Source organism: Pyxidicoccus caerfyrddinensis, from assembly GCF_010894405.1.
Classification (GTDB): domain Bacteria; phylum Myxococcota; class Myxococcia; order Myxococcales; family Myxococcaceae; genus Myxococcus; species Myxococcus caerfyrddinensis.
The window spans coordinates 381,118-399,821 of sequence record NZ_JAAIYA010000006.1 but is presented as its reverse complement, the minus strand read 5'-3'; the positions used below and the strand labels follow the sequence as shown (position 1 = coordinate 399,821).

Annotated in this window: 15 protein-coding genes and 2 riboswitches; of the genes, 3 read left to right on the top strand and 12 right to left on the bottom strand. The window is 71.7% G+C overall.

Translation table 11 applies throughout. The features are described from left to right. Nucleotides 1-51: 51 nt before the first annotated feature. The 12 genes from G4D86_RS17020 to G4D86_RS16965 form a co-directional block, all read right to left on the bottom strand. On the bottom strand, nucleotides 52-1,740 hold the full coding sequence (locus G4D86_RS17020; RefSeq protein WP_163994928.1) for an FHA domain-containing protein: 1,689 nt from the start codon (nucleotides 1,738-1,740) through the stop codon (nucleotides 52-54). A 155-nt stretch (nucleotides 1,741-1,895) separates the two neighbouring features. After that, nucleotides 1,896-2,417 carry a QcrA and Rieske domain-containing protein gene (locus G4D86_RS17015; RefSeq protein WP_240360300.1) on the bottom strand — a complete coding sequence of 174 codons (522 nt, stop codon included), beginning with the start codon at nucleotides 2,415-2,417 and terminating at the stop codon, nucleotides 1,896-1,898. Next, the gene (locus G4D86_RS17010) at nucleotides 2,414-3,151 is read right to left on the bottom strand and encodes a cell surface protein (RefSeq protein ID WP_240360299.1); all 738 of its coding nucleotides are present in this window, start codon (nucleotides 3,149-3,151) and stop codon (nucleotides 2,414-2,416) included. The genes G4D86_RS17015 and G4D86_RS17010 overlap by 4 nt, the downstream gene beginning before the upstream one ends. Further along, the gene (locus G4D86_RS17005; protein ID WP_163994926.1) at nucleotides 3,148-4,458 is read right to left on the bottom strand and encodes a hypothetical protein; all 1,311 of its coding nucleotides are present in this window, start codon (nucleotides 4,456-4,458) and stop codon (nucleotides 3,148-3,150) included. Before G4D86_RS17005 ends, G4D86_RS17010 begins: the two co-directional genes overlap by 4 nt. Nucleotides 4,459-4,602: 144 nt before the next feature. After that, nucleotides 4,603-4,814: riboswitch (cobalamin riboswitch) on the bottom strand. A 59-nt stretch (nucleotides 4,815-4,873) separates the two neighbouring features. Beyond that, a complete protein-coding gene (locus G4D86_RS17000) occupies nucleotides 4,874-5,932 on the bottom strand; it encodes a FecCD family ABC transporter permease (protein WP_163994924.1) in 1,059 nt (352 codons plus the stop codon). Between the two features lie 79 nt (nucleotides 5,933-6,011). After that, nucleotides 6,012-6,470, bottom strand: coding sequence for a hypothetical protein (locus G4D86_RS52130; RefSeq protein ID WP_205519601.1), 459 nt, complete (start codon nucleotides 6,468-6,470; stop codon nucleotides 6,012-6,014). Between the two features lie 481 nt (nucleotides 6,471-6,951). Then, a complete protein-coding gene (locus G4D86_RS16990) occupies nucleotides 6,952-7,845 on the bottom strand; it encodes an ABC transporter substrate-binding protein (RefSeq protein WP_420821858.1) in 894 nt (297 codons plus the stop codon). A gap of 133 nt (nucleotides 7,846-7,978) precedes the next feature. Next, nucleotides 7,979-9,541, bottom strand: a complete 1,563-nt coding sequence (locus G4D86_RS16985) for an MXAN_6577-like cysteine-rich protein (RefSeq protein WP_163994922.1) — start codon at nucleotides 9,539-9,541, stop codon at nucleotides 7,979-7,981. Nucleotides 9,542-10,193: 652 nt separating this feature from the next. Then, nucleotides 10,194-12,104, bottom strand: coding sequence for a TonB-dependent receptor plug domain-containing protein (locus G4D86_RS16980; RefSeq protein WP_163994920.1), 1,911 nt, complete (start codon nucleotides 12,102-12,104; stop codon nucleotides 10,194-10,196). 593 nt (nucleotides 12,105-12,697) lie between these two features. After that, a riboswitch (cobalamin riboswitch) is annotated at nucleotides 12,698-12,944 on the bottom strand. A gap of 6 nt (nucleotides 12,945-12,950) precedes the next feature. Beyond that, nucleotides 12,951-13,484 carry an FHA domain-containing protein gene (locus tag G4D86_RS16975; protein ID WP_240360298.1) on the bottom strand — a complete coding sequence of 178 codons (534 nt, stop codon included), beginning with the start codon at nucleotides 13,482-13,484 and terminating at the stop codon, nucleotides 12,951-12,953. A gap of 443 nt (nucleotides 13,485-13,927) precedes the next feature. Next, a complete protein-coding gene (locus G4D86_RS16970; RefSeq protein WP_240360297.1) occupies nucleotides 13,928-14,506 on the bottom strand; it encodes a hypothetical protein in 579 nt (192 codons plus the stop codon). A gap of 167 nt (nucleotides 14,507-14,673) precedes the next feature. Beyond that, nucleotides 14,674-15,942, bottom strand: a complete 1,269-nt coding sequence (locus tag G4D86_RS16965; RefSeq protein WP_163994914.1) for a dipeptidase — start codon at nucleotides 15,940-15,942, stop codon at nucleotides 14,674-14,676. Between the two features lie 270 nt (nucleotides 15,943-16,212). Between G4D86_RS16965 and G4D86_RS16960 the strand changes: the two genes are divergently transcribed. The 3 genes from G4D86_RS16960 (at nucleotide 16,213) to G4D86_RS16950 (ending at nucleotide 18,704) form a co-directional block, all read left to right on the top strand. Next, the gene (locus G4D86_RS16960; protein ID WP_205519598.1) at nucleotides 16,213-16,461 is read left to right on the top strand and encodes a hypothetical protein; all 249 of its coding nucleotides are present in this window, start codon (nucleotides 16,213-16,215) and stop codon (nucleotides 16,459-16,461) included. Continuing rightward, nucleotides 16,458-16,808, top strand: coding sequence for a ComEA family DNA-binding protein (locus G4D86_RS16955; RefSeq protein WP_163994910.1), 351 nt, complete (start codon nucleotides 16,458-16,460; stop codon nucleotides 16,806-16,808). Before G4D86_RS16960 ends, G4D86_RS16955 begins: the two co-directional genes overlap by 4 nt. A 168-nt stretch (nucleotides 16,809-16,976) precedes the next feature. Then, a complete protein-coding gene (locus tag G4D86_RS16950; protein ID WP_163994908.1) occupies nucleotides 16,977-18,704 on the top strand; it encodes a dipeptidase in 1,728 nt (575 codons plus the stop codon).

The following is an 18,704-nucleotide window of genomic DNA, read 5'->3' as shown; positions in this document are numbered from 1 at the left end:
AACCCCGGTCTGGCCCGTTCCATCAACCCGTCAACCGGACGCGGGGGGTTTTCACCGCAGGCCGGGGTTGGTGAGCTGGCCTACATCCTCTTCAATCACCTCGAAGGCGGCCATCCTGTCCTTGGGAGGGCGAAGCAGCCTCTCTCCCAGGGGTTGCACGTCGAAGCGGGCCCCGACGGAGGCCAAAACCTTTCCGGTAATCAGGACCTGCCCGGGGCTGCCGGTAGCAGCCAGCCAGCCGGCCACTCCCACCCCCTCCCCCACCAGGGTGTAGTCCGAGCGCACCTCGTTGCCGATCATCCCCACCAGCGCGCGGGTGGTGTGGAGGGCGATGCGCAGCTCGCAGCGCTCGTCCTGGGCGCGGCGGAAGTTGGCCCGCTCCCAGTCGGCGCGCACCGCGAGGGCGGCGCGCACGGCCCTCACCGAGTCCTCGCCCTTGGCGTACGGCACGCCGAAGAGGGCGCGCATGGAGTCGCCCTGGAAGCCCTCCACGGTGGCATCGAAGCTGAAGACGATGCCGCTCATGCGCGAGTGGAAGTCGTTGAGCATCTGCGTGGCCCGCTGCGCGCCCAGCTTCGTGGCCACGGTGGTGAAGTTCACCAGTTCCACATGCAACACGGTGACGCTGCGCTCCTCCAGGCCGGGGAGCCGGCCGCCCTGGCGCTGGGCCTCGGCGGCGCGGCGCTCGGCGACGTCCGGCGGGTGGTAGCGCTCCAGCGTCCGCTTCAGCCGCTCCGACGCGGGCGAGCCGTCGCGCGGGCCGAACTTCTGCACGCCGGTGGCGACCAGGTGCGACACCGCGGTGCACGCGTCCAGCATCACCTCCACGCTGGTGTCGCCCTTGGCGGCGGTGTTGACGTAGAGGACGCCGGCATAGGGCGGCTCGGAGCCGATGGGGATGCACAGCACCCGGTCCACGCCGTAGAGCATGACGCTCTCGCGGCCGGCGAAGCGGCGGTCGTCGCGCACGTCGTCCACCGCGAGCGCACGGCCCTGGCGCAGGGCCTCCTCGACGATGGCGTCCGACACGGGCACCTCGCCCTTGGCCAGCTTGCCCCGGTGGCGCACGGCCGCGGGGACGAGGGCGCCCGAGGAGTGCTTGAGCAGCACCACGGCGGTGGTGGCGCCGGTGCGCTCCAGCAGCCGGTCCATGGTGTTGTCGAGGAAGGTGGACAGCGTGGTGGCGGTGGCTAGCGCTTCCGCGGTGCGGAACAGCAGCACCAGCGTCTCCTGCCCCACGCGCGGGCTGGCGGTGGGCGGCACCGGCGAGGCCGTGGAGAAGGTGTCGTCGAAGGGGAGGGAGCCCACGTTGTCCAGCAGGCGCAGCACGTCCGCGTCCTTCACATTCTTCGCGAGGAGCACGCCGGGGCCCACGTCCTGCCCGTGGCCGAAGCGCACCACCCCGCCCGCGCCCAGGTCCACCATCTCCGTGGCCGCGCTCTCCACCGTGTTGGGCTGGCGGACGGAGAGCGTGTTCTCGCCCAGGGCCACCGTGTCGCCGGGGGTGAGGGTGCGCGAGCCCTGCAGCGGCGCGCCGTTGACCCGGCTGCCGTTGCGGCTGCCCAGGTCCTCGATGCGCAGCATGTCACCCTCGACGTACAGCCGGGCGTGACGGCGCGAGACGAGATCGCCGCCGAGGACGATGTCGTTCTCGTCCGCGCGGCCGAGGCTCGTCACGCCCTCGGGCAGATCGTAGGACGTGTCGAAGTAGCCGGGCCCGTTGATGATGATCTGCCACATCGAAGGCCGGACATTACACGACTCTCCCGACTCTTGAGAGAAGGAGGTGAATACCGGGCCAGGTGGGGGTGAACCCGGACTCCCGGCGAGGGACTCCGCGCCGCGTCATGACTGTCAGTATGGGGCCTGGGGATGGGACTCCGGGGGCCGGGGGGTCAGCGGGGCCGGTGGATGAAGACGGCCTCCCCTACCCTCACGGCCGGGAAGGCGGTGAGAGGGCGGGTGGCAGGCCCGTTGAGGACCCGGCCGTCCTGGCCGAAGCGCGAGCCATGGCAGGGGCACTCCAGCAGCCCCTCCGCTGGCTTCCATCCGACGGGGCAGTCCCCGTGGGTGCAGATGCGCCAGAGCGCCGCGTAGCAACCGGGCGAGGTGTGCACCACCACCACGTCCAGCAGCGCCTGGGGGACGCGCACCTCGGCGGCCCCACCCGGCTCGCGGAGCGCGGGGAAGTCGTCGAGCTTCACCTCCACCCAGCCCTCCTCGGCGGTGCCCGGCGTGGGCGCCTCCGAGCAGGCTCCGGCATCCGGTGCCGGAGCGTCGAGCACCACCGCCTCGCGCCACTCCCCGCCGCACCCGGCCCCGGCGGCGGCCAGGGCACAGGTGCAGCGCAGCAGGGTGCGCAGCGCGGAGCGGCGGTCCACCTCCTCGAGATGGGGAGGAGGCGGAGCGCGACTCACGGCGAGGTCCCCTGAAGGGGCTCGCCATTCACGACGGCGACGGCGTCCAGGTCGAAGCCTCCGGCCGTGTCGCCGTAGCCGTTGGCGCCGCTGTCGGTGATGCGCACGTAGCGGGCTCGGGCCAGGCCGACGGTGGCCAGGTCGAAGCTGTCACCGCCCGCCACGGCGGGGTCCGTGGCGCTGACGCCGTTGGCGGGGTTGGCCTGCACGGGGTGGACGCCGGCACAGCCCGGGTAGCGCGCGGCCGCGTCCCGGAAGGCACAGGGGAAGGCCTTCCACGTGACGTTGTCGTCACTCACCTCCACCAAGCCCGTCTCCGCGTAGGAGCCTCCGCCAGGGGTGGCGAAGGCGTTCTCGAAGACGAGCAGGTCCACGCCGGGCCCGTCGATGACGGCCACGTCGGTGAAACGCAGGGTGATGTGCCCCCCTCGCCCCAACGAGAGCACGTCGAGCGAGCCGTTGTCCGGGCCCACGCCAGCAGGCGGCCCGAGCACCACCGAGGGGAAGCGGTCCTGTCCGAAGCCGGCACCTTCGCCGGGCACGTACTCGACCACCTCGTCGGCGTACGGGTCCGACGGGCGGACTCCAGCGTCGGAGCCCGCGTCGGTGCCGGCATCCGTCCCGGTGCCCGCGTCCGGCGTGGCGGGGCCGTCCTCGCCACCGCAGGCGGCGAGGGCCAGGAGCGCGGCGAGCACCGCGCCCCGGCACCACGGCATGGAGCGGCGCGAGCTCACGGCGCCTGCTGGATGCGCACGAGGCGGCGGCCGTTCTTGTCCTTCAGACCCACCAACAGGTCAGGACCGAGCGACGACAGCAGATTCACGGAGGTGCACTGGTCCGCGTAGATGAGCACCGGCACGCCGGAGCTGATGGCGACGTCGTTGATGCCGATGGTGAGCGCGTAGCGCGACACGTCCGTGGCGATGAACTGGAAGCTCGAGTTGAAGTCGCCGCGGTTGAGGGCCACGCCGTCACCGAAGGCCGTGACGCCGCTGAAGTTGCTGCCCACGTCGAACTTCGGCTGCGCGCCCAGGTCGACCGGCGTGCCCGAGGAGATGGCCTGCGCCACCTTCGACGGCGCCACCGCGTGGACCTGGTTCACGTAATCCGGAGTCGCGGCATAGCCCAGCACGGTGATGCCGTTGTTCGCCACGGCGGTGTAGCCGCTCGCGCCCGCATTCGCCGGCAGGGTGGCCACCTTCGTCGCGGTGAAGGGCTTCGCGGAGGTCACCAGGGCGTAGACGCCCAGGCCGCCCGAAGCCGAGCCCACGCCGCCGCCATTGACCAGCAGCGCGGTGGTGGCGTCCGAGGAGAAGGCCGCGGCGGTATAGTTCTTCGGCGCGGAGACGTACGTCGAGTCGCCGGGCGTGGCGATGTCGTAGGCCACGATGGAGCCCGGCGCACCCTGCGCCTGCGTGGTGTACCCGGCGAACAGCCGCTGGCCGTCATGGGAGAGGAAGCCGCTGGAGTACACGTCGGCGGCGGCCGAGCGGTCCGCGGTGGTGACCACATCGTAGAGCTTCGTGGTGGTGGGCTGGAGGTCGGGCCACGTGCCCAGCGAGTACAGCGCGGAGTCCTTGCCGGTGGTGCCGCGCACCGCATAGAGCGAGTACGTGGGCCCGGGCGTGGAGGTCACGGCTTCCACGTCGGCCGGAAGCGCGGGGGCCTCGGCCACCCGGAAGCCCGTCTGGAGCTGCAGCGTGCCCAGCTTCGCGTCGTACGTGGCCGTGGCACACGGGTCCGTGCCGGCATCGGTGCCCGCGTCCGTCCCGGCGTCGGTGCCGGCATCCACCTGGGTGCCCGCGTCCGTCCCGGCGTCCGTCTCGGGCACCTCCTCGTCGATGGGCGCGGTGTCGCACTTCTCGTCGCGGCAGACCCAGCGCTCGCCCGCGGGGGGCTGGCCGTTGTCGGCGCGGCAGTCGTAGGCATCCACGCACTCGGGGCGGCAGCCGGTGGCGGTCAGGGCCAGGGCGAGCGTGGCCACGGCGAGCGCCGCGGGCATCGTCCAGGGTGCGGCGCGCTTCAGGTCGGCGGTCTTCATCGGCGTCCTGCTTCCTCTCCGCCCCCACGGGCGGGCTGAGCCTCAAGTGCGAGGAGCGGGGACGAAGGCCGGCCCCCGACGCGAAGGCGCGCGGGAGCGGAGGCCTCCGTCGCCTCCCCTCGGAGGCTTCGGTGATGTCCGTGCATGGAGCACGGGTCCAAGGCAGGTTTTCGGACTCGCAGGCGCGGGAGCCCTCACGGGCGCCCACCTAATGGCCGTCGCTTCCCAGCCCCTCAGGGCCAGTGCTTCTCGACGGCGTTCGTTCCTGCTCACCGCTGCGGGGCAGTCCCGGATTCACACCGGGTTCCCTTGAGCCGCCGTTGCATCACGGCGGCACCGAGGACGGGCGGGAAGTACGGCGGGTGGCGGGCGTTGTCAATGCTCGGACAGGGCACTCCCGTCCGGTGTCACACCCTCAGACCTGCCCCAGCCGGGCCCTGCGCCGCAGCAGGACGAGGAAGAGCGGACCTCCGAGGAGCGCGGTGACGACGCCCACGGGAGGCTCCGCGCCGAAGAGCGGGAAGGCCAGCCGCGCCAACAGGTCCGCGAGCATGAGGAAGGCGGCGCCCCCCAGCGCGGACAGCGGCACCAGGAGCCGCTGGTCCGGACCGAAGGCGAGCCGGAGCAGGTGCGGGACGATGAGCCCCACGAAGCCGATGAGGCCGGTGAGGGCCACCGCGCCGGCCACGCTGGCGCTGGAGGCCAGCAGCAGCCAGCGGCGGGTGGCGCGCACGGGCACGCCGAGCGTGGCCGCGTCATCGTCTCCGAGCGACAGGAGGTTGAGCCGCCCGGACAGCGCCCACATGACGCCGATGACGCCCGCCTGCAGGAGCGCGGACAGGGCCAGCGTGGCGCCGCGCTCGTAGCCGAGTGCGCCCGCGAGCCAGTAGAGGATTTCGCCGAGCCGGTCCGGGTCGGACAGCGTCTTCACGAGGGTGATGGCGGCGGAGGCGAAGGCGTTGAAGACGACGCCGGTGAGGAGCGCGGCGTAGGGCGCGCGGGCGGCGGGGCCCTGGCTGGCGGAGAGGACGAAGAGGATGGAGGCGCCCGCGCCGAAGAAGGAGAAGAGCGCGGGGGCGGACAGGCGGGACAGCGCGCCGCCCAGCCCCGGAGCCACCTCGCCCACGGTGGCCAGGCCCACGGCGAGCGCCACCGTGGCGCCGAGCGCGGCGCCGCCGGAGACACCGAGCACGAACGGGTCCGCCAGGGGGTTGCGCAGCAGGCCCTGGAGCGTGGTGCCCGAGGCGGCGAGCCCCGCGCCCACGATGGCGCCGAGCAGCGCGCGCGGCAGGCGCAGGGACCAGAAGATGACCGCGTCGGTGGAGGTCGGGTCCGTCAGCGCGGCGGTGAGCGAGATGGGCTGCTCGCCGAAGCGCACGGCCACGGCGAAGGCGACGCAGGCCAGCGCGAGGAAGGCACCGAAGAGCGCGAGGACTCGCGAGGCCCGGAAGCCGTAGGCGCGCGCATCGCTCATGAGGCGCACCCTGCCCCGCTCCGGACGGAAGTGGGGCGCGAGTGGCCTTCACGACATGAAGTGCGAGCACCCAACCGGCTCACCGCCTGGGCCGCATGAGGACGTAGCGCCGCGTGCTGCCGTCCACCACGACGGTGGCGACGACCTGCCACCCCTCGGCGCCGAGCTGCTGCAACTGCACGAGGTCCGCCTCCGGGTCCTCGCGTCGCAGGAACGTGTACTCCACGGCCTGCACGGTCGGAGGCGCCGGAGGCGCCGCGACGGGCGCGGGAGCTTCAGCGGGCGCGGCCTTGCGATGGGACGCCGGCGTGCGTGTCGAGGAAGCACGCGAGGGCGCTTCGGGCGGAACGGCGACGCGCGCGGGAGCCGGAGCAGCGGGCCGGGCCTCGGGCGGTGCTGGAGGCGTGGAGGCGTCAGGGAGTGCTGCGGGCGCGGGAGCCGCGGCCTGCGCCAGGGCGGCGCACGGCACCAGCGAGACGCCCACTGCGCCAGACACGAGGCACGCGGTGACGAGGAGTGACGGGAGACTGCGGAGCATGGGAGCGCACTCCAGGGGGAGACGGCCACGCATCTACTCCGGCCGCCGCCGCCCCGAAAGCCCTCCGCGCACGGGCCCGTTCGGAAGGGCACCGCGAGGCCCGGGGCATGCCGTCCCCGAGCACTCGACGCTTTGAGCCGGAACGAAGTCGCCGCACCGGAGCGAATGGGCTCGCTCCGGTGCGTTGAACCTCGGGCCTGACACCCGCTCACGGCTTGAAGCGCCCCCCGGCGCCGCGAACCGTGCCCCCCTCCATCACGGGTTGAAACAAGACCGAACCGGCCCCCCCAATGCGTGTCAGGCATCCGGTGCCGCGCACCTTGGAGTGATTGGCGACGCCCTCCACATGAGCAAGGGCCGTACCGAGGCGCCCGCGCCCCGACACACTGTCATCTCCAGCACTTATCGCGAGCCGGTGTGGCCTCTCAGGCCACAGCCGTGCCCCGGTTGTTGCGTCCGAGGCCACACGCCAGGGCCAGGGCTACGGCGACGGCTTCGCGGCGCCTTCCGGGTGCAGCAGCCGGAACAGCTCCTCCAGTCCCCGGCCCAGGGACGGGCCGGGCTGCAGGAGCGCCAGCGAGGGCACCTCCACCCAGCGCGCGCCCGACAGCCCCGGCAGCGCGCGCACCTTGTCCTTGCCCACGTCCACGTCCGCGGCGTCCACCACCACGTCGGGCCGCGCCCTCACCGCGCGCTCCACCGAGTACACGGGATACGCGGAGCCCCCATCCGCCGCCACGTTGATGCCACCCGCATCCTTCAGCAACTCGTTTGCGAAGGAGCCGGGCCCCGCCACCACGAGCGGCTCGAAGCCATAGGCGAACAGCACGCGCGGCGCGGGGAGCTTCTTCGCCGCCTCGCGGATGCGGGTGCGCGTGGCCTCGATGCTGGAGATGACGGCATCCGCCTCCTTCTCGCGGCCGAGCGCCCTGCCTACCTCGCGCATGCCGGCGAGCACGTCCGCCACGGAGTGCAGGGGCAGGAGCAGCACGGGCACACCCAGCTCCGCCATCTTCTCCACGGGACGCTGGTTGCCCGGCCCCGGCTGCACCAGAACGAGGTCCGGCTTCAGCGCCACCACGGCCTCGACGGACGGGTCCACGAAGCCGCCCACGCGAGGGAGCTTCTCCACTTCCTTCGCCGCGTCGAAGCGAGACACGCCCACCAGCGTGCTGCCCGCGCCCAGGGTGAGCACCATCTCCGTCAGCGAGGGCGCCAGCGTCACCACGCGCCGCACCTGCGCCGGAGCGGGAGGCCCCAGCCGGTGCGGCCCCTTGGGCGTGGGGACTGTCGCCGCCCGCGCCGTGCCCGCGACGAGGCACAGCACGGTGGCCAGCAGGGCGAGTCCCCTGGGGCGCGAAGTGGAAGGGCTCACGTTCATCATCACGGCGGACTCACCTTCAGCGCGGGGGCTGCGACAGGGGATGACTCGACACTCGCACTCATGACTTCAACGAACGGCGGCCTGATGCTCTTCCAGGCGAAGGACGCGGCGCCCGGGCGCGCATTCACGGCAGCGCGGTGACGTCGATGGCATTGGACACGGGTCGGCGCGGGTCCACGGGGCACGTGTCCAGCGCGGGGCCTCTCGCCTGGGGCGTCGTGTTGCCACGGCGCTCGACGAGGCGACCCTCCTCCACCTCCACCACGAAGACGCGGCCCGCGTTGGTGTCTCCGAGATACACGGCGCCGCCCGCCACGGCGAAGCGGCCGGCCACGGCGAGACGGCAGCCCTCCGTGCCGGGCTCGCAGCCGGGGCTCAGCGCGTACGAGGCCACCGGCACGTCGTCCTTCACCAGCACCAGCCCGGTGGCGCGCACGGAGTCGGCGCGACTGCCATTGGCGCGGTCCAACCGGGCCTCGCCCAGGCAGGCCACCACGAGCTGATTCCCTACGGCCTCCACATAGCCCGCGTTGAGACAGTCGTTCGCGCCCAGGTCGATGGCGCGCACTCCGCCGTCCGAGGGGTCGATGCGCGCGAGCATGCCCGGGCCGTTGGGCAGGTAGTTGTTGAACGGGTTGAGGTTGGTGAGGGCCACGTAGACCCCGCCATCCGTCGCCGTCGCCGAGTACGGCAGCGGCATCACCGTGCCGCCGTCGAAGGACTTCAAGTCCAGGCCGGTGAGGGACAGCGTGTCCAGCTTGCGAGGCTGCTCGGGATTGGAGACGTCCACGCGGGCCACGGCGTTGCCCTGCTGGAAGTTGGAGCCAGCGGTGCCGAACAGCGGGACGTAGAGCGTCGAGCCCCACTTCGCGATGGCCTGCGGGCTGGTGTTGGGCCCCAGGTTGATTTGCGTCACGGTGCGCAGGCCCAGACCGCCACCCTGGGAGGGGCCCTCGCGCTTGAGCACCTGGAGCGTGTTGTTCACCGAGTCGGCGATGTAGACGTACGGCGGGTCGACGAAGACGTCGTTGGGCGAGCTGGACACCGAGCCCAGCGAGTCCTCCTCCGCCACGGTGCCGAGCTCGCCGCCCGCGGCCTGGAGCAGCCGGGAGTTCGTCGCGTCCGCGGCGAGCACGAAGCCGTCCCACGCCGCGAGCGACTGCACGCCCCCACCAAACTGCCGCCGAGGCCCGAGCCCATCCGTCCCCGCCTGGATGCCCACGAGCTGCCCGTTGGTGTAGCAGGCCGTCACCACGTCATACGCGCACCGGCCCGAGTGACATGTCTGCACGTCCGGGCACGCGTTGCCACACGCGCCGCAGTTCAGCGCATCCACCCTCAAGTCGATGCACGAGTCCCCGCAGCGCGCCGTGCCCGCGGAGCAGCCCTCGCGGCACGTGCCCGATTCGCACACGAGTCCGGAGGGGCACGCGTTGCCACACGCACCGCAGTGCGCCACGTCCGTCGCCGTGGCCACGCACGCGCCACCGCAGGACTCCGTGCCCGGGCGGCAGGCACAGGTTCCCGACTGGCATGACTGACCATCGCCGCACGCGTTGCCACAAGCGCCGCAGTTCGCGGTGTCACCGCCCAGGTCCACGCAGGCGTTGCCGCAGACGGTGAGGCCGGAGGTGCACACCACGCCCTCTTCCGGGCAGCCGGTGAGCGTCAGGGCCACCACGGCCATGAGCAGGGCGGGGAGCAGCGACGCATCCGGGACGCGGGGGGAGGTCCCCTCCGGTGGCCGGGAGCGGCGGAAGGAACGTTCATTCCGCGTGCCCCCCGGCGGCTGGGGTGGAGCGGAGTCCTCCGGCGACAGGGAACGGCGGAAGGAGCGTTCATTCCGCGAGCCCTCTGGCGGCTGGGGCGGAGCAGCGTCCTCCGGCGACAGGGAGCGGCGGAAGGAACGTTCATTCCGCGAATCCTCCGCCCGCTGGGGTGGGGGGGCAGTGCCCTCCGGAGACCGGGGGCAGCGGAAGGAACGTTCATTCCGCGAGCCCTCTGGCGGCTGGAGTGGAGCGGAGTCCTCCGGCGGCTGGCCGTAGCGGAAGGAACGTTCATTCCGCGAATCCTCCGCCCGCTGGGATGGAGCGGCGTCCTCCAGCAACAGGGAGCGGCGGAAGGAACGTTCATGCCACGAGCCCTCCGCTCGGGGAGTTGGCGCTGCGTCCTCCGGCGGCTGGCTGCGGCAGAAGGAACGTTCATTCCGCGAATCCTCCGCCCGCTGGGGTGGGGGGGCAGTGCCCTCCGGAGACCGGGGGCCGCGGAAGGAACGTTCATTCCGCGAGCCCTCCGCCCGCGGAGGCGGAGCGGAGGGCATGGGGCTACCGCGTCCTGAATCAGGGAGTCGAGGCATGTGGTTCCTCGGAAGCGGATGCGGAAGGCGTGGAGGCATCCCGGTCCAGCGCCACCGCGAGCGTCACGTACGCGGCGCGCCCCGGAAGCGGAAAGCCGGTGAAGTCATAGGCCCGCACGTCGAGGAGGTTCTTCACCTCCACGGACAGGGTGACCTCCGGCCCGTGCAGGAAGGTGCTGGACGCGCCCGCGCTCAGCAACGTGCGTGAGGGCAGACTCCGCGAGCCCGTGCGATTGACGAGCTGCGACGACTGGTAGAGCACCTCGGTGCGAGCATTGAGCCAGGCCGGCCCCGCGCGCACGCGCCCCACCCACTTCTGTCGCGGGCGATACGGCAGGTCCATGCCGAAGAAGCGCGGGTCCCCGAAGCGATTCTGCGTGCGCAGCCACGTGTAGCTGGCACTGGCGGAGAGCCACGGGAGCGGATGCGCCTCACCCTCCAGCTCCACGCCCCACACGCGCGCCGCGTCGAAGTTGTACGGCCGCGCGAGCAGCGGAGGGTACAGCTCATACGCGATGAGGTTCTCGTACAGCGCGCCGAAGCCGCCAGCAGTAGCGCTCCACAGGGGCTCCGCATCGACACCGGACTCGGAGTGCCATGACACCGCCGCATCCGCGTACAGAGCGCGCTCGGGCTTGAGCCCCGGGTTGGGCAGCAGCGTGCCCTGGCGGATGTAGAGTTCCAGGAACGACGGCGCGCGGTGGGACTGGCCGACATTGGCGCGCAGGTCGAAGCCGCCGCCCAGGGCCACGGACGCGCCCAGCTTCGGAGCCAGCAGCCAGTACGGCCCCACCCGCTCCACCCGCAGCGAGGGCACCACATTCACCGTGCCACTGAAGAGCCGCACCTCGTCCATGGCCATGACGCTCGCGCGCCACCAGGATGCGGACTGCGCATCCTGAGCATCGGTAACGCCTTCGCCGGAGGTGGCCACCGTGACGGTGAGCGCCTGCCGCGCTCCGAGCATCCGGCGTCCCTCCAGCTCCACGCCGCCCACCGAGTGCCGCTGCGCACCGCCCGCGCCCGGCAGGTCGCCCGTCACCTCCAGCCCGTCGCGACGGAAGAAGCCTCGCGCACTGCCCTGCCCCACCGTGCCGAGGAGGCCCGACCAGCGCAGTCCCAGCGCCAGCCGTCCCAGCTCCTGGTTGCCGGAGGATTGGGGGTTCTGCACCGTACCGGGGATGGCGCGGTCCTCCAGCGACAGCTCCGCGAGCGCATCCAGCCGCGAGCCCCCGGGCAGCCGTCGCCGGTAGCGCAGCAGCCCACCCCCACCCCGAGCGTCGTTGCGCGCACGCACCTGCGGGGTGAGCGGGTTGTCATCCACGGCGGGCAGCTCATCCACCTCGTAGGCGAAGTCCCCGTCCGAGCGCCCCGCATGCAGCAGCAACAGCGCCTGTCCATCGAGCAGCGGGCCGGTGGCTGCGACGTGGCCCAGCACCGTGTCCCAGCTCCCGTAGGTCACCTCGCCGCTGGCGCGCAGGTTCGGGCCGGGCGAGCGGGTGATGATGTTCACCGCGCCGCCCAGTCCTCCCGAGCCGTAGCGCGCGCCCGCGCCGCCGCGCAGCACCTCGAAGCGCTCCACCAGCGCGGCGGGAATCTGCGACAGATCCGCCATGCCGCCCGCGCCGTTGAGGGGAATGCCGTCCAGGAAGACGAGCACGCCGTTGGCCGCGGCGCCGCGCACCACCAGGCTCTTGCTCTGCCCGTAGCCGCCGGAGTCCTGCACCGCGAGGCCCGCGGTACCCACGAGCAGCTCCGCCGTGTCACGCGCCTCGCCCGCATGCTCGCGAGCGTCGATGACGGTGATGGCGCCGGTGGGGTCTCGCCGCTCCGGCGACTCCGGAGGCGGCGGTGTCTTCCCGCGCACCACGGTGGTGCGCGGAGCGGGAGCCACGTCCGACCCGGGCGCGCTGGAACCGACACCTTCCTCGGAGCCTGGCGCGGGCGAATCGCCGGATGGACTCGCTTCAGGAGCCGAGCGCGCTTCGGAGCCCGGCACAGGCGCATCGGCCCGTGGAGTCACATCAGAGGCCGTGCGCGCTTCAGAGCCCGGCACAGGCGCATCGGCCCGTGGACTCGCTTCAGGAGCCGGACGCGCTTCGGAGTCCAGCGCAGGCGCATCCGCCCGTGGACTCGATTGAGGAGCCGAGCGCGCTTCAGAGCCCGGCACAGGCGCATCGGCCCGTGGACTCGCTTCAGGAGCCGGACGCGCTTCGGAGTCCGGCGCAGGAGCATCGGCCCGTGGACTCGCTTCAACGGCAGAGTTCGCCTCGGCCCCCGGTGCGGGCGCCCCGGCCCCGGAGCCCGAAGCGGACACAGGCGCAGCGGCGTCGCCAGGCGGCACCTCGCCACCGGCCTGCGCATGCGCGAAGAGCGGGATATTGAGCGCCAGGCACGCCACGGGCCCGGCGAGGAAGGTCCACCGCATGCTCCGCCTTCCGCTCTCTCCATCGAAGAGAGAAGGCCACCCGCCCGTGCCGGTGAAGGGCACGGTCGAACCCCTGGGCAGGTCTCCTGGCTGACGGGCTCCGGAGGCCGGCGCACGCCGCGCCGTTCCGGAAGGGGCCTTCCGCCTTCCCCCGGAGCGCCGCGAGGCCGCTGCCGGAGTGGCGACTGACCGAAGTCCCCGGCCCTGACCTCAGGGCTGCCCGTTCACAGTGGCGGGACCGCGCCGGATTCGCACCGGCTTCCCTCTTGAAAGCCCGACATGGGCACCCAAGGGCGCACCCCTTCTAGGGGGTCACCCCCCTCGCGTCAAGCGAGCCGGGGAGCGCAGCCCCGACGTGCGCACGTAGTGCTCGAAGGCGCACGCCTGGAGGAACACCAGCTCCACTCCGCCCAACCGCAGCGAGTCCCGCTGGAACAGCGGCGCCGGCCGGCCGGGGACGATCAACACGCCCCCCTGGAACGTCCCGTTGTGGCTCTCCAAATCCGTCACGCTCCACATGCCGGTGTGCGGCTCACGCCGGAAACGCGCGTGCATGCGCGACACGGTGGGCTCCGACAGGACGATGTCGCACTCGGGGCTCCGGCCCACCGTCACCTCGGTGGAGCCGTCGCGCGGACGCGGGCGCACCTCGAAGACGAGCGGCTCCATGGAGCGGGCCTGGGGCCGCCGCCCCGTCTGCGTCAGTCTCTCCGTGCGCGCCACGGACGCCGGCAGCGCGGGCACGGACTCCCACACCAGCACGGGCCAGTGGAGGGTGCGCAGCAAGGCCTCGCGGTCGGCCAGCAGCTGCGAGGCCAGGGTGGACAGGCGATGGAGCACCGGCACGTTCCTCCAGCGCGAACAAAGGCGGAGCGAACCTGTGCACGGGGGTTCCATCCGGACACCCCCTCCCGTTCATTTTCGTAGGACACAAGGGCCCTGACGCACGGGCCCTCCGTGGGACTCGCAACCACCTGCTTCCACGTCGGCACACGGTACGCCCGAGTCCGGAGCTCCCGGGGCGCAGTCCGGGAGCGCGCCCTCTTCGTCGGGGAGCCACTCCGCCTCGGGCGCCTCGTCCCCGATGAACAGGGGGCCGGAGCCGGCGTCCAGGGTGATGATGCGGGCCACCGGGTCCTCCACGGAACAGCCCCCCACGAACGCCAGGAGGCCCGCGAGGAGAAACCCTCGAGGGCCGATGGAGGGGCACCAGCGGAAACAGAAGCTCGGCACGTTGGAGGTCCGGTTCATCGCCTCTCACTCTCGCGCAGCCATGATGGGAGCGCCACTCACGGAAGAATCATGAACGCGACCGTCAGCCGCGGCTGCACGGCCCAGCCCTGGTGCAGCGGCACGAAGTTCTCCCTGTTCCTGTCCACGTAGCCCAGGGTGGGCCGGCCCATGACGACGTCCACGGCGGCGGTGCTCTCCACCGCGAAGCGCCGCGACAGGCGCCAGCGCACGGAGGTATCGGGGCCGGCGAGGAGCGAGGGGATGAAGCGCGGGCTGGTGGCCTCGACGCCGCGGAACAGGGCGAAGGTGGTCCGCGCGAAGACGAGCAGCCCTGCCCCCGCGCCCACGCCCCACCGCAGCGGCCCGGAGCGCAGCACCGGCGTGTCCAGCCAGAAGCCGAAGGTGTACTGCTCCAGCCTCACCTGGGTCCGCTCGTCGAAGATGTTGTCCGGCACGCCCGCGAGGAACTGGAAGCGCAGGCGCAGCAACCGGCCCTCCCAGCCTGAACCGAGCAGCAGGCCCTGATGGCCCGTCGAGGTGTACCCATCCAGCGCGGCCTGGGCGCCCACCATGAGCTGCCACTGCACGGACGAGCCCTCTGGCGCGGCCTCCGGAGCCGTGGGGGCGTCCTTCACGGGTGGAGGCGGAGTCTCCTCGGCCCGCGAGCCGGAACCGACGAGGAGCGCCACCACCCCTACGAGCCGAAGCCACCTGGTGCCCGATGCCATGGCGCGGACGCTAACGCTCGCGGGCGGAGCGGGGAAGCCCCTCATGACGTGCCGGAAGTCCTCACGCCCGGCGCTCAACGCGAGGCGCTCGGGGCCGCGCGCAGCTCGCGGCTGACGCGCTCGGTTTCGCGGAAGACGCGCAGCAGGTTGCCTCCGAGAATCTTGTGGAGCTGCTCGCGGGTATAGCCCCGGGCCATGAGGGCCTCGGTGATGCGGGGCAGGTCGGCCACGGAGTCGATGCCCTCGGGCGTGGAGGTGATGCCGTCGAAGTCCGAGCCCAGGCCCACGTGGTCCACGCCCGCCACCTTGGCGATGTGGTCGATGTGGTTGATGAGCGCGTCGAGCGGGGGCCGCTTCACCTTGCCCGCCCACTCCCAGTCCGCCGCCTGGGACAGCCGGAACTGGGTGGCGGGGTCCTTGTCCTTGTTCTTTGCCTCCAGCGCCTCGGTGGCGGCCTTCCGCTCGGGGGCCATGGCGGCGTAGCCCTTGCGGAAGTCGTCGTCGATGAAGGCGGAGAAGAAGTTGACCATGACCACTCCGCCATTGGCGGCGACGGCCTTGAGCATCTCGTCGGTCATGTTGCGCGGGTGGTCGGTGAGCGCGCGGGCGGACGAGTGTGACGCAATCACCGGCGCCTTCGTCACCTTCATCACGTCGAAGAAGGTGGAGTCGGCCACGTGGGAGATGTCCACGAGCATGCCCAGCCGGTTCATCTCGCGCACGACGTCGCGGCCGAAGTCGGTGAGGCCGCCGTGGTGCTTCACGTTGGCGTCGTTGATGTCGCCGGACGAGTCGGCCCACTCGTTGGTGTTGGACCAGGTGAGCGTCATGTAGCGCACGCCCAGGCGGTAGAAGTCGCGCAGCACACCCAGGTCGTTCTGGATGGCGTGGCCGCCCTCGACGCCCATCAGCGTGGCCAGCTTCTTCTGCTTGCCACTGCGCGCGGCGACGATGTCCTTGGAGGAGAGAGCCACCACCATCTCATCCGGGTGGCGCTCCACCTGCTGGAGCACGGCGTCCATGAGGCGCAGGGCGCGGTGGGTGTACTGGCCGGCGAACTCCTTGGGCTCCACCCAGATGGAGAAGAAGGCGGCGCCCAGGTTGCCGGCGCGAGCGCGGGTGAAGTCCAGGTGGCCCACGCCGTTGGGCGGCTTGGAGCCCAGGTCGAAGCCCTCCTCCAGCATCCGCAGCGGCGTGTCCACGTGCGTGTCGATGATGAGCGCGGACTCGTGCACGGCGCGGGCCTTCGCGGAGACCTGCGTGGGCGCGGCGGGAGCAGTGGGCGTCGCGGCGAGGGCGGGTGCCCCCAGCAGGAGCACGGAAGCGAGGACGGAGCGGTTCACTCGGGCACCTTGGGAAGACGGGACGTGCAGGACTCTCCCATGGGACGCGGATGGGATGAAGCCCGCTCTTGGCCCCTGAGAAGCCACTGGAGCATCCGCGCCCGTCCTCGGGGTGGGACGGTTTTCGCGAGCGTGCACGGTGGGTGGGGCGGGTCTTCCGAGGAGGGACGCGCTGGCACGCCGGCTGCTCATGGTGCGAGCGACCTCAGGCGGTCGAGCTGACGAGGCGGCCGCGCCGTGGTGGCGCGGTGAGGAGTGTGGAGGTGGTTGATGCTGACGGCGGGGAAGCGGTTGGCGGTGTTCTCCATTCGCGAGGGCAAGGGCGGGAGCATCTGGGTGCGGGCGGGGAGCGCCTTCGTGAACAAGGACGGCTCGCTGAACGTGTTGCTGGATGTGCTGCCCCTGGACGGGAAGCTGCACGTGCGCGAGGCGGCGGAGAAGCGGGACACGGCGGCGGCGAGCAGCCGGTACGCGGGCGAGCCGGGACTGGATGCGATGCCGGTCGGAGGCCACTCGTGAGGGCGCTGGGAGCGCTGGTGCTGGGCCTGCTGCTGTGCGGGCCCGGCGTGGCGGAGGCCGGCAAGCTGCGCACCCAGTACACCGGCATGGTGAACCTGAACGAGGCCACGGCGGAGCAGCTGGATTTGCTGCCGGGCGTTGGTGAGAAGGCGGCGCAGCGCATCATCGAGCATCGCAAGAAGCGGCCCTTCCAGCGCGTGGAGGAGCTGGTTCGGGTGAAGGGCTTCGGGAAGAAGAAGTTCCTCAAGCTCAAGGCGCACCTGGCGCTCGCGGGGCCTACCACCCTGAGGGTGGAGCAGGTGCCCGCCCCTCCCGAGGGAAAGGAGGTGGTCGCCACGAACAACTGAGAACCTGAAGGGAACCCCGGCATAAGGGGCCGCCGCGCTGGATATCTGCTCCTCTCGTGGTCTGGAGCGGCGGCCCTGTCGTGCAACACCGCGTCAACGCGAAGCAGCCAGGGAGGCGTCCGCCGGGAGCGGTAGCCAACCCGGGGCATCTTGGTACTCTCCGCCGCCATGAACCGACGCATTGCGAATCTGCTCACCGCGCTGCCCGTCACGGCCGCGCTGGTCGCCCAGCCCGTGCTCGCGTGCACCAGCATGCTGGTGTCCAAGGGCGCCGCGGCCAATGGCGCCACCCTGATGACCTACTCCGCGGACGCGCACGAGCTGTACGGCGAGCTGTACTACACGCCCGCGCGTCGCCATGCGACGGGCGCCATGCGCGACATCCTCGAGTGGGACACCGGGAAGTTCCTCGGCCGGATTCCCCAGCCGGCCCAGACGTACTCGGTGGTCGGCAACATGAACGAGCACCAGGTCTCCATCGGCGAGTCCACCTTCACGGGCCGCGAGGAGCTGGAAGGGCCGGCGGGCATCGTCGACTACGGTTCGCTCATCTACATCGCGCTGGAGCGCGCGAAGACGGCGCGCGAGGCCATCCAGGTGATGACCAGCCTCGTGGCCGAGCACGGCTACGCCTCCACCGGTGAGACGTTCTCCATCGCCGACCCGAAGGAGGCGTGGCTGATGGAGATGATTGGCAAGGGCAAGGGCCAGAAGGGCGCCGTGTGGGTCGCCCGCAAGCTCCCCGAGGGCTACATCACCGCGCACGCCAACCAGGCGCGAATCACGAAGTTCCCGCTCAACGAGCCGCAGGACACGCTCTACGCGCCGGACGTCATCTCCTTCGCGCGCGAGAAGGGCTGGTTCAAGGGCGCGGACAAGGACTTCAGCTTCGCGGACGCGTACCACCCGCTCGACTTCGGCGGGCAGCGGTTCTCCGAGGGGCGCGTGTGGAGCATCTTCCGTCGCGCGGCGCCCTCCCTGAAGCTGGGCGCGGAGTACGCGGACGGCTCGGCGCCGGGCAAGCGGCTGCCGCTGTGGGTGAAGCCGGACAAGGAAGTGTCCGTGCAGGACGCCATGGCGCTGATGCGAGACCACTTCGAGGGCACGCCGCTGGACATGACGAAGGACGTGGGCGCGGGTCCGTACGCGGCGCCCTACCGCTGGCGGCCGATGACGTGGGAGGTGGACGGGAAGAAGTACGTCCACGAGCGCGCCATCTCCACGCAGCAGACGGGCTTCTCGCTCGTCGCGCAGATGCGCTCGTCGCTGCCGTCCGCCATCGGCGGGGTGCTCTGGTTCGGCGTGGATGACACGTCGATGACCGTCTACACGCCGATGTACGCGGGCATCCGCGAGGTGCCGCACAACTTCGCCCAGGGCGTGGCGAGCCGCGGCCAGTTCTCCTGGGACTCGTCCTTCTGGGTGTTCAACTGGGTGTCGAACCAGGCCTACGCGCGCTGGAGCGACATGTCCGTGGACGTGCAGCGCGAGCAGGGCGCGCTGGAGGGCCAGTTCCTCGCGGACCAGGGCGCCATCGAGCAGGCCGCCATGGAGCTGTACAAGCGCAGCCCCGAGGAGGCGCGCCAGTACCTCACGGACTACTCCGTCAAGCAGGGCGAGAAGGTCCACAACCGGTGGCGCAAGCTGGGTGAGACGCTGCTCGTGAAGTACATCGACGGCAACGTCCGCGACGAGCAGGGCAAGGTGAACCACCCGAAGTACTCGGACGAGTGGTACCGCCGCATTGCCAGGGAGAAGGGCAAGGCGCTGGAGATGCCGCCCGAGCCGAAGAAGGAGGAGCCGGCGGTCCCCGTCGCCGCGCCCGCCGCTCCGGCCGCGCCCACCGCTCCGGCCCAGAAGCCCGCGGCGAAGCCCACCGTGGCTCCGGCACCGTAG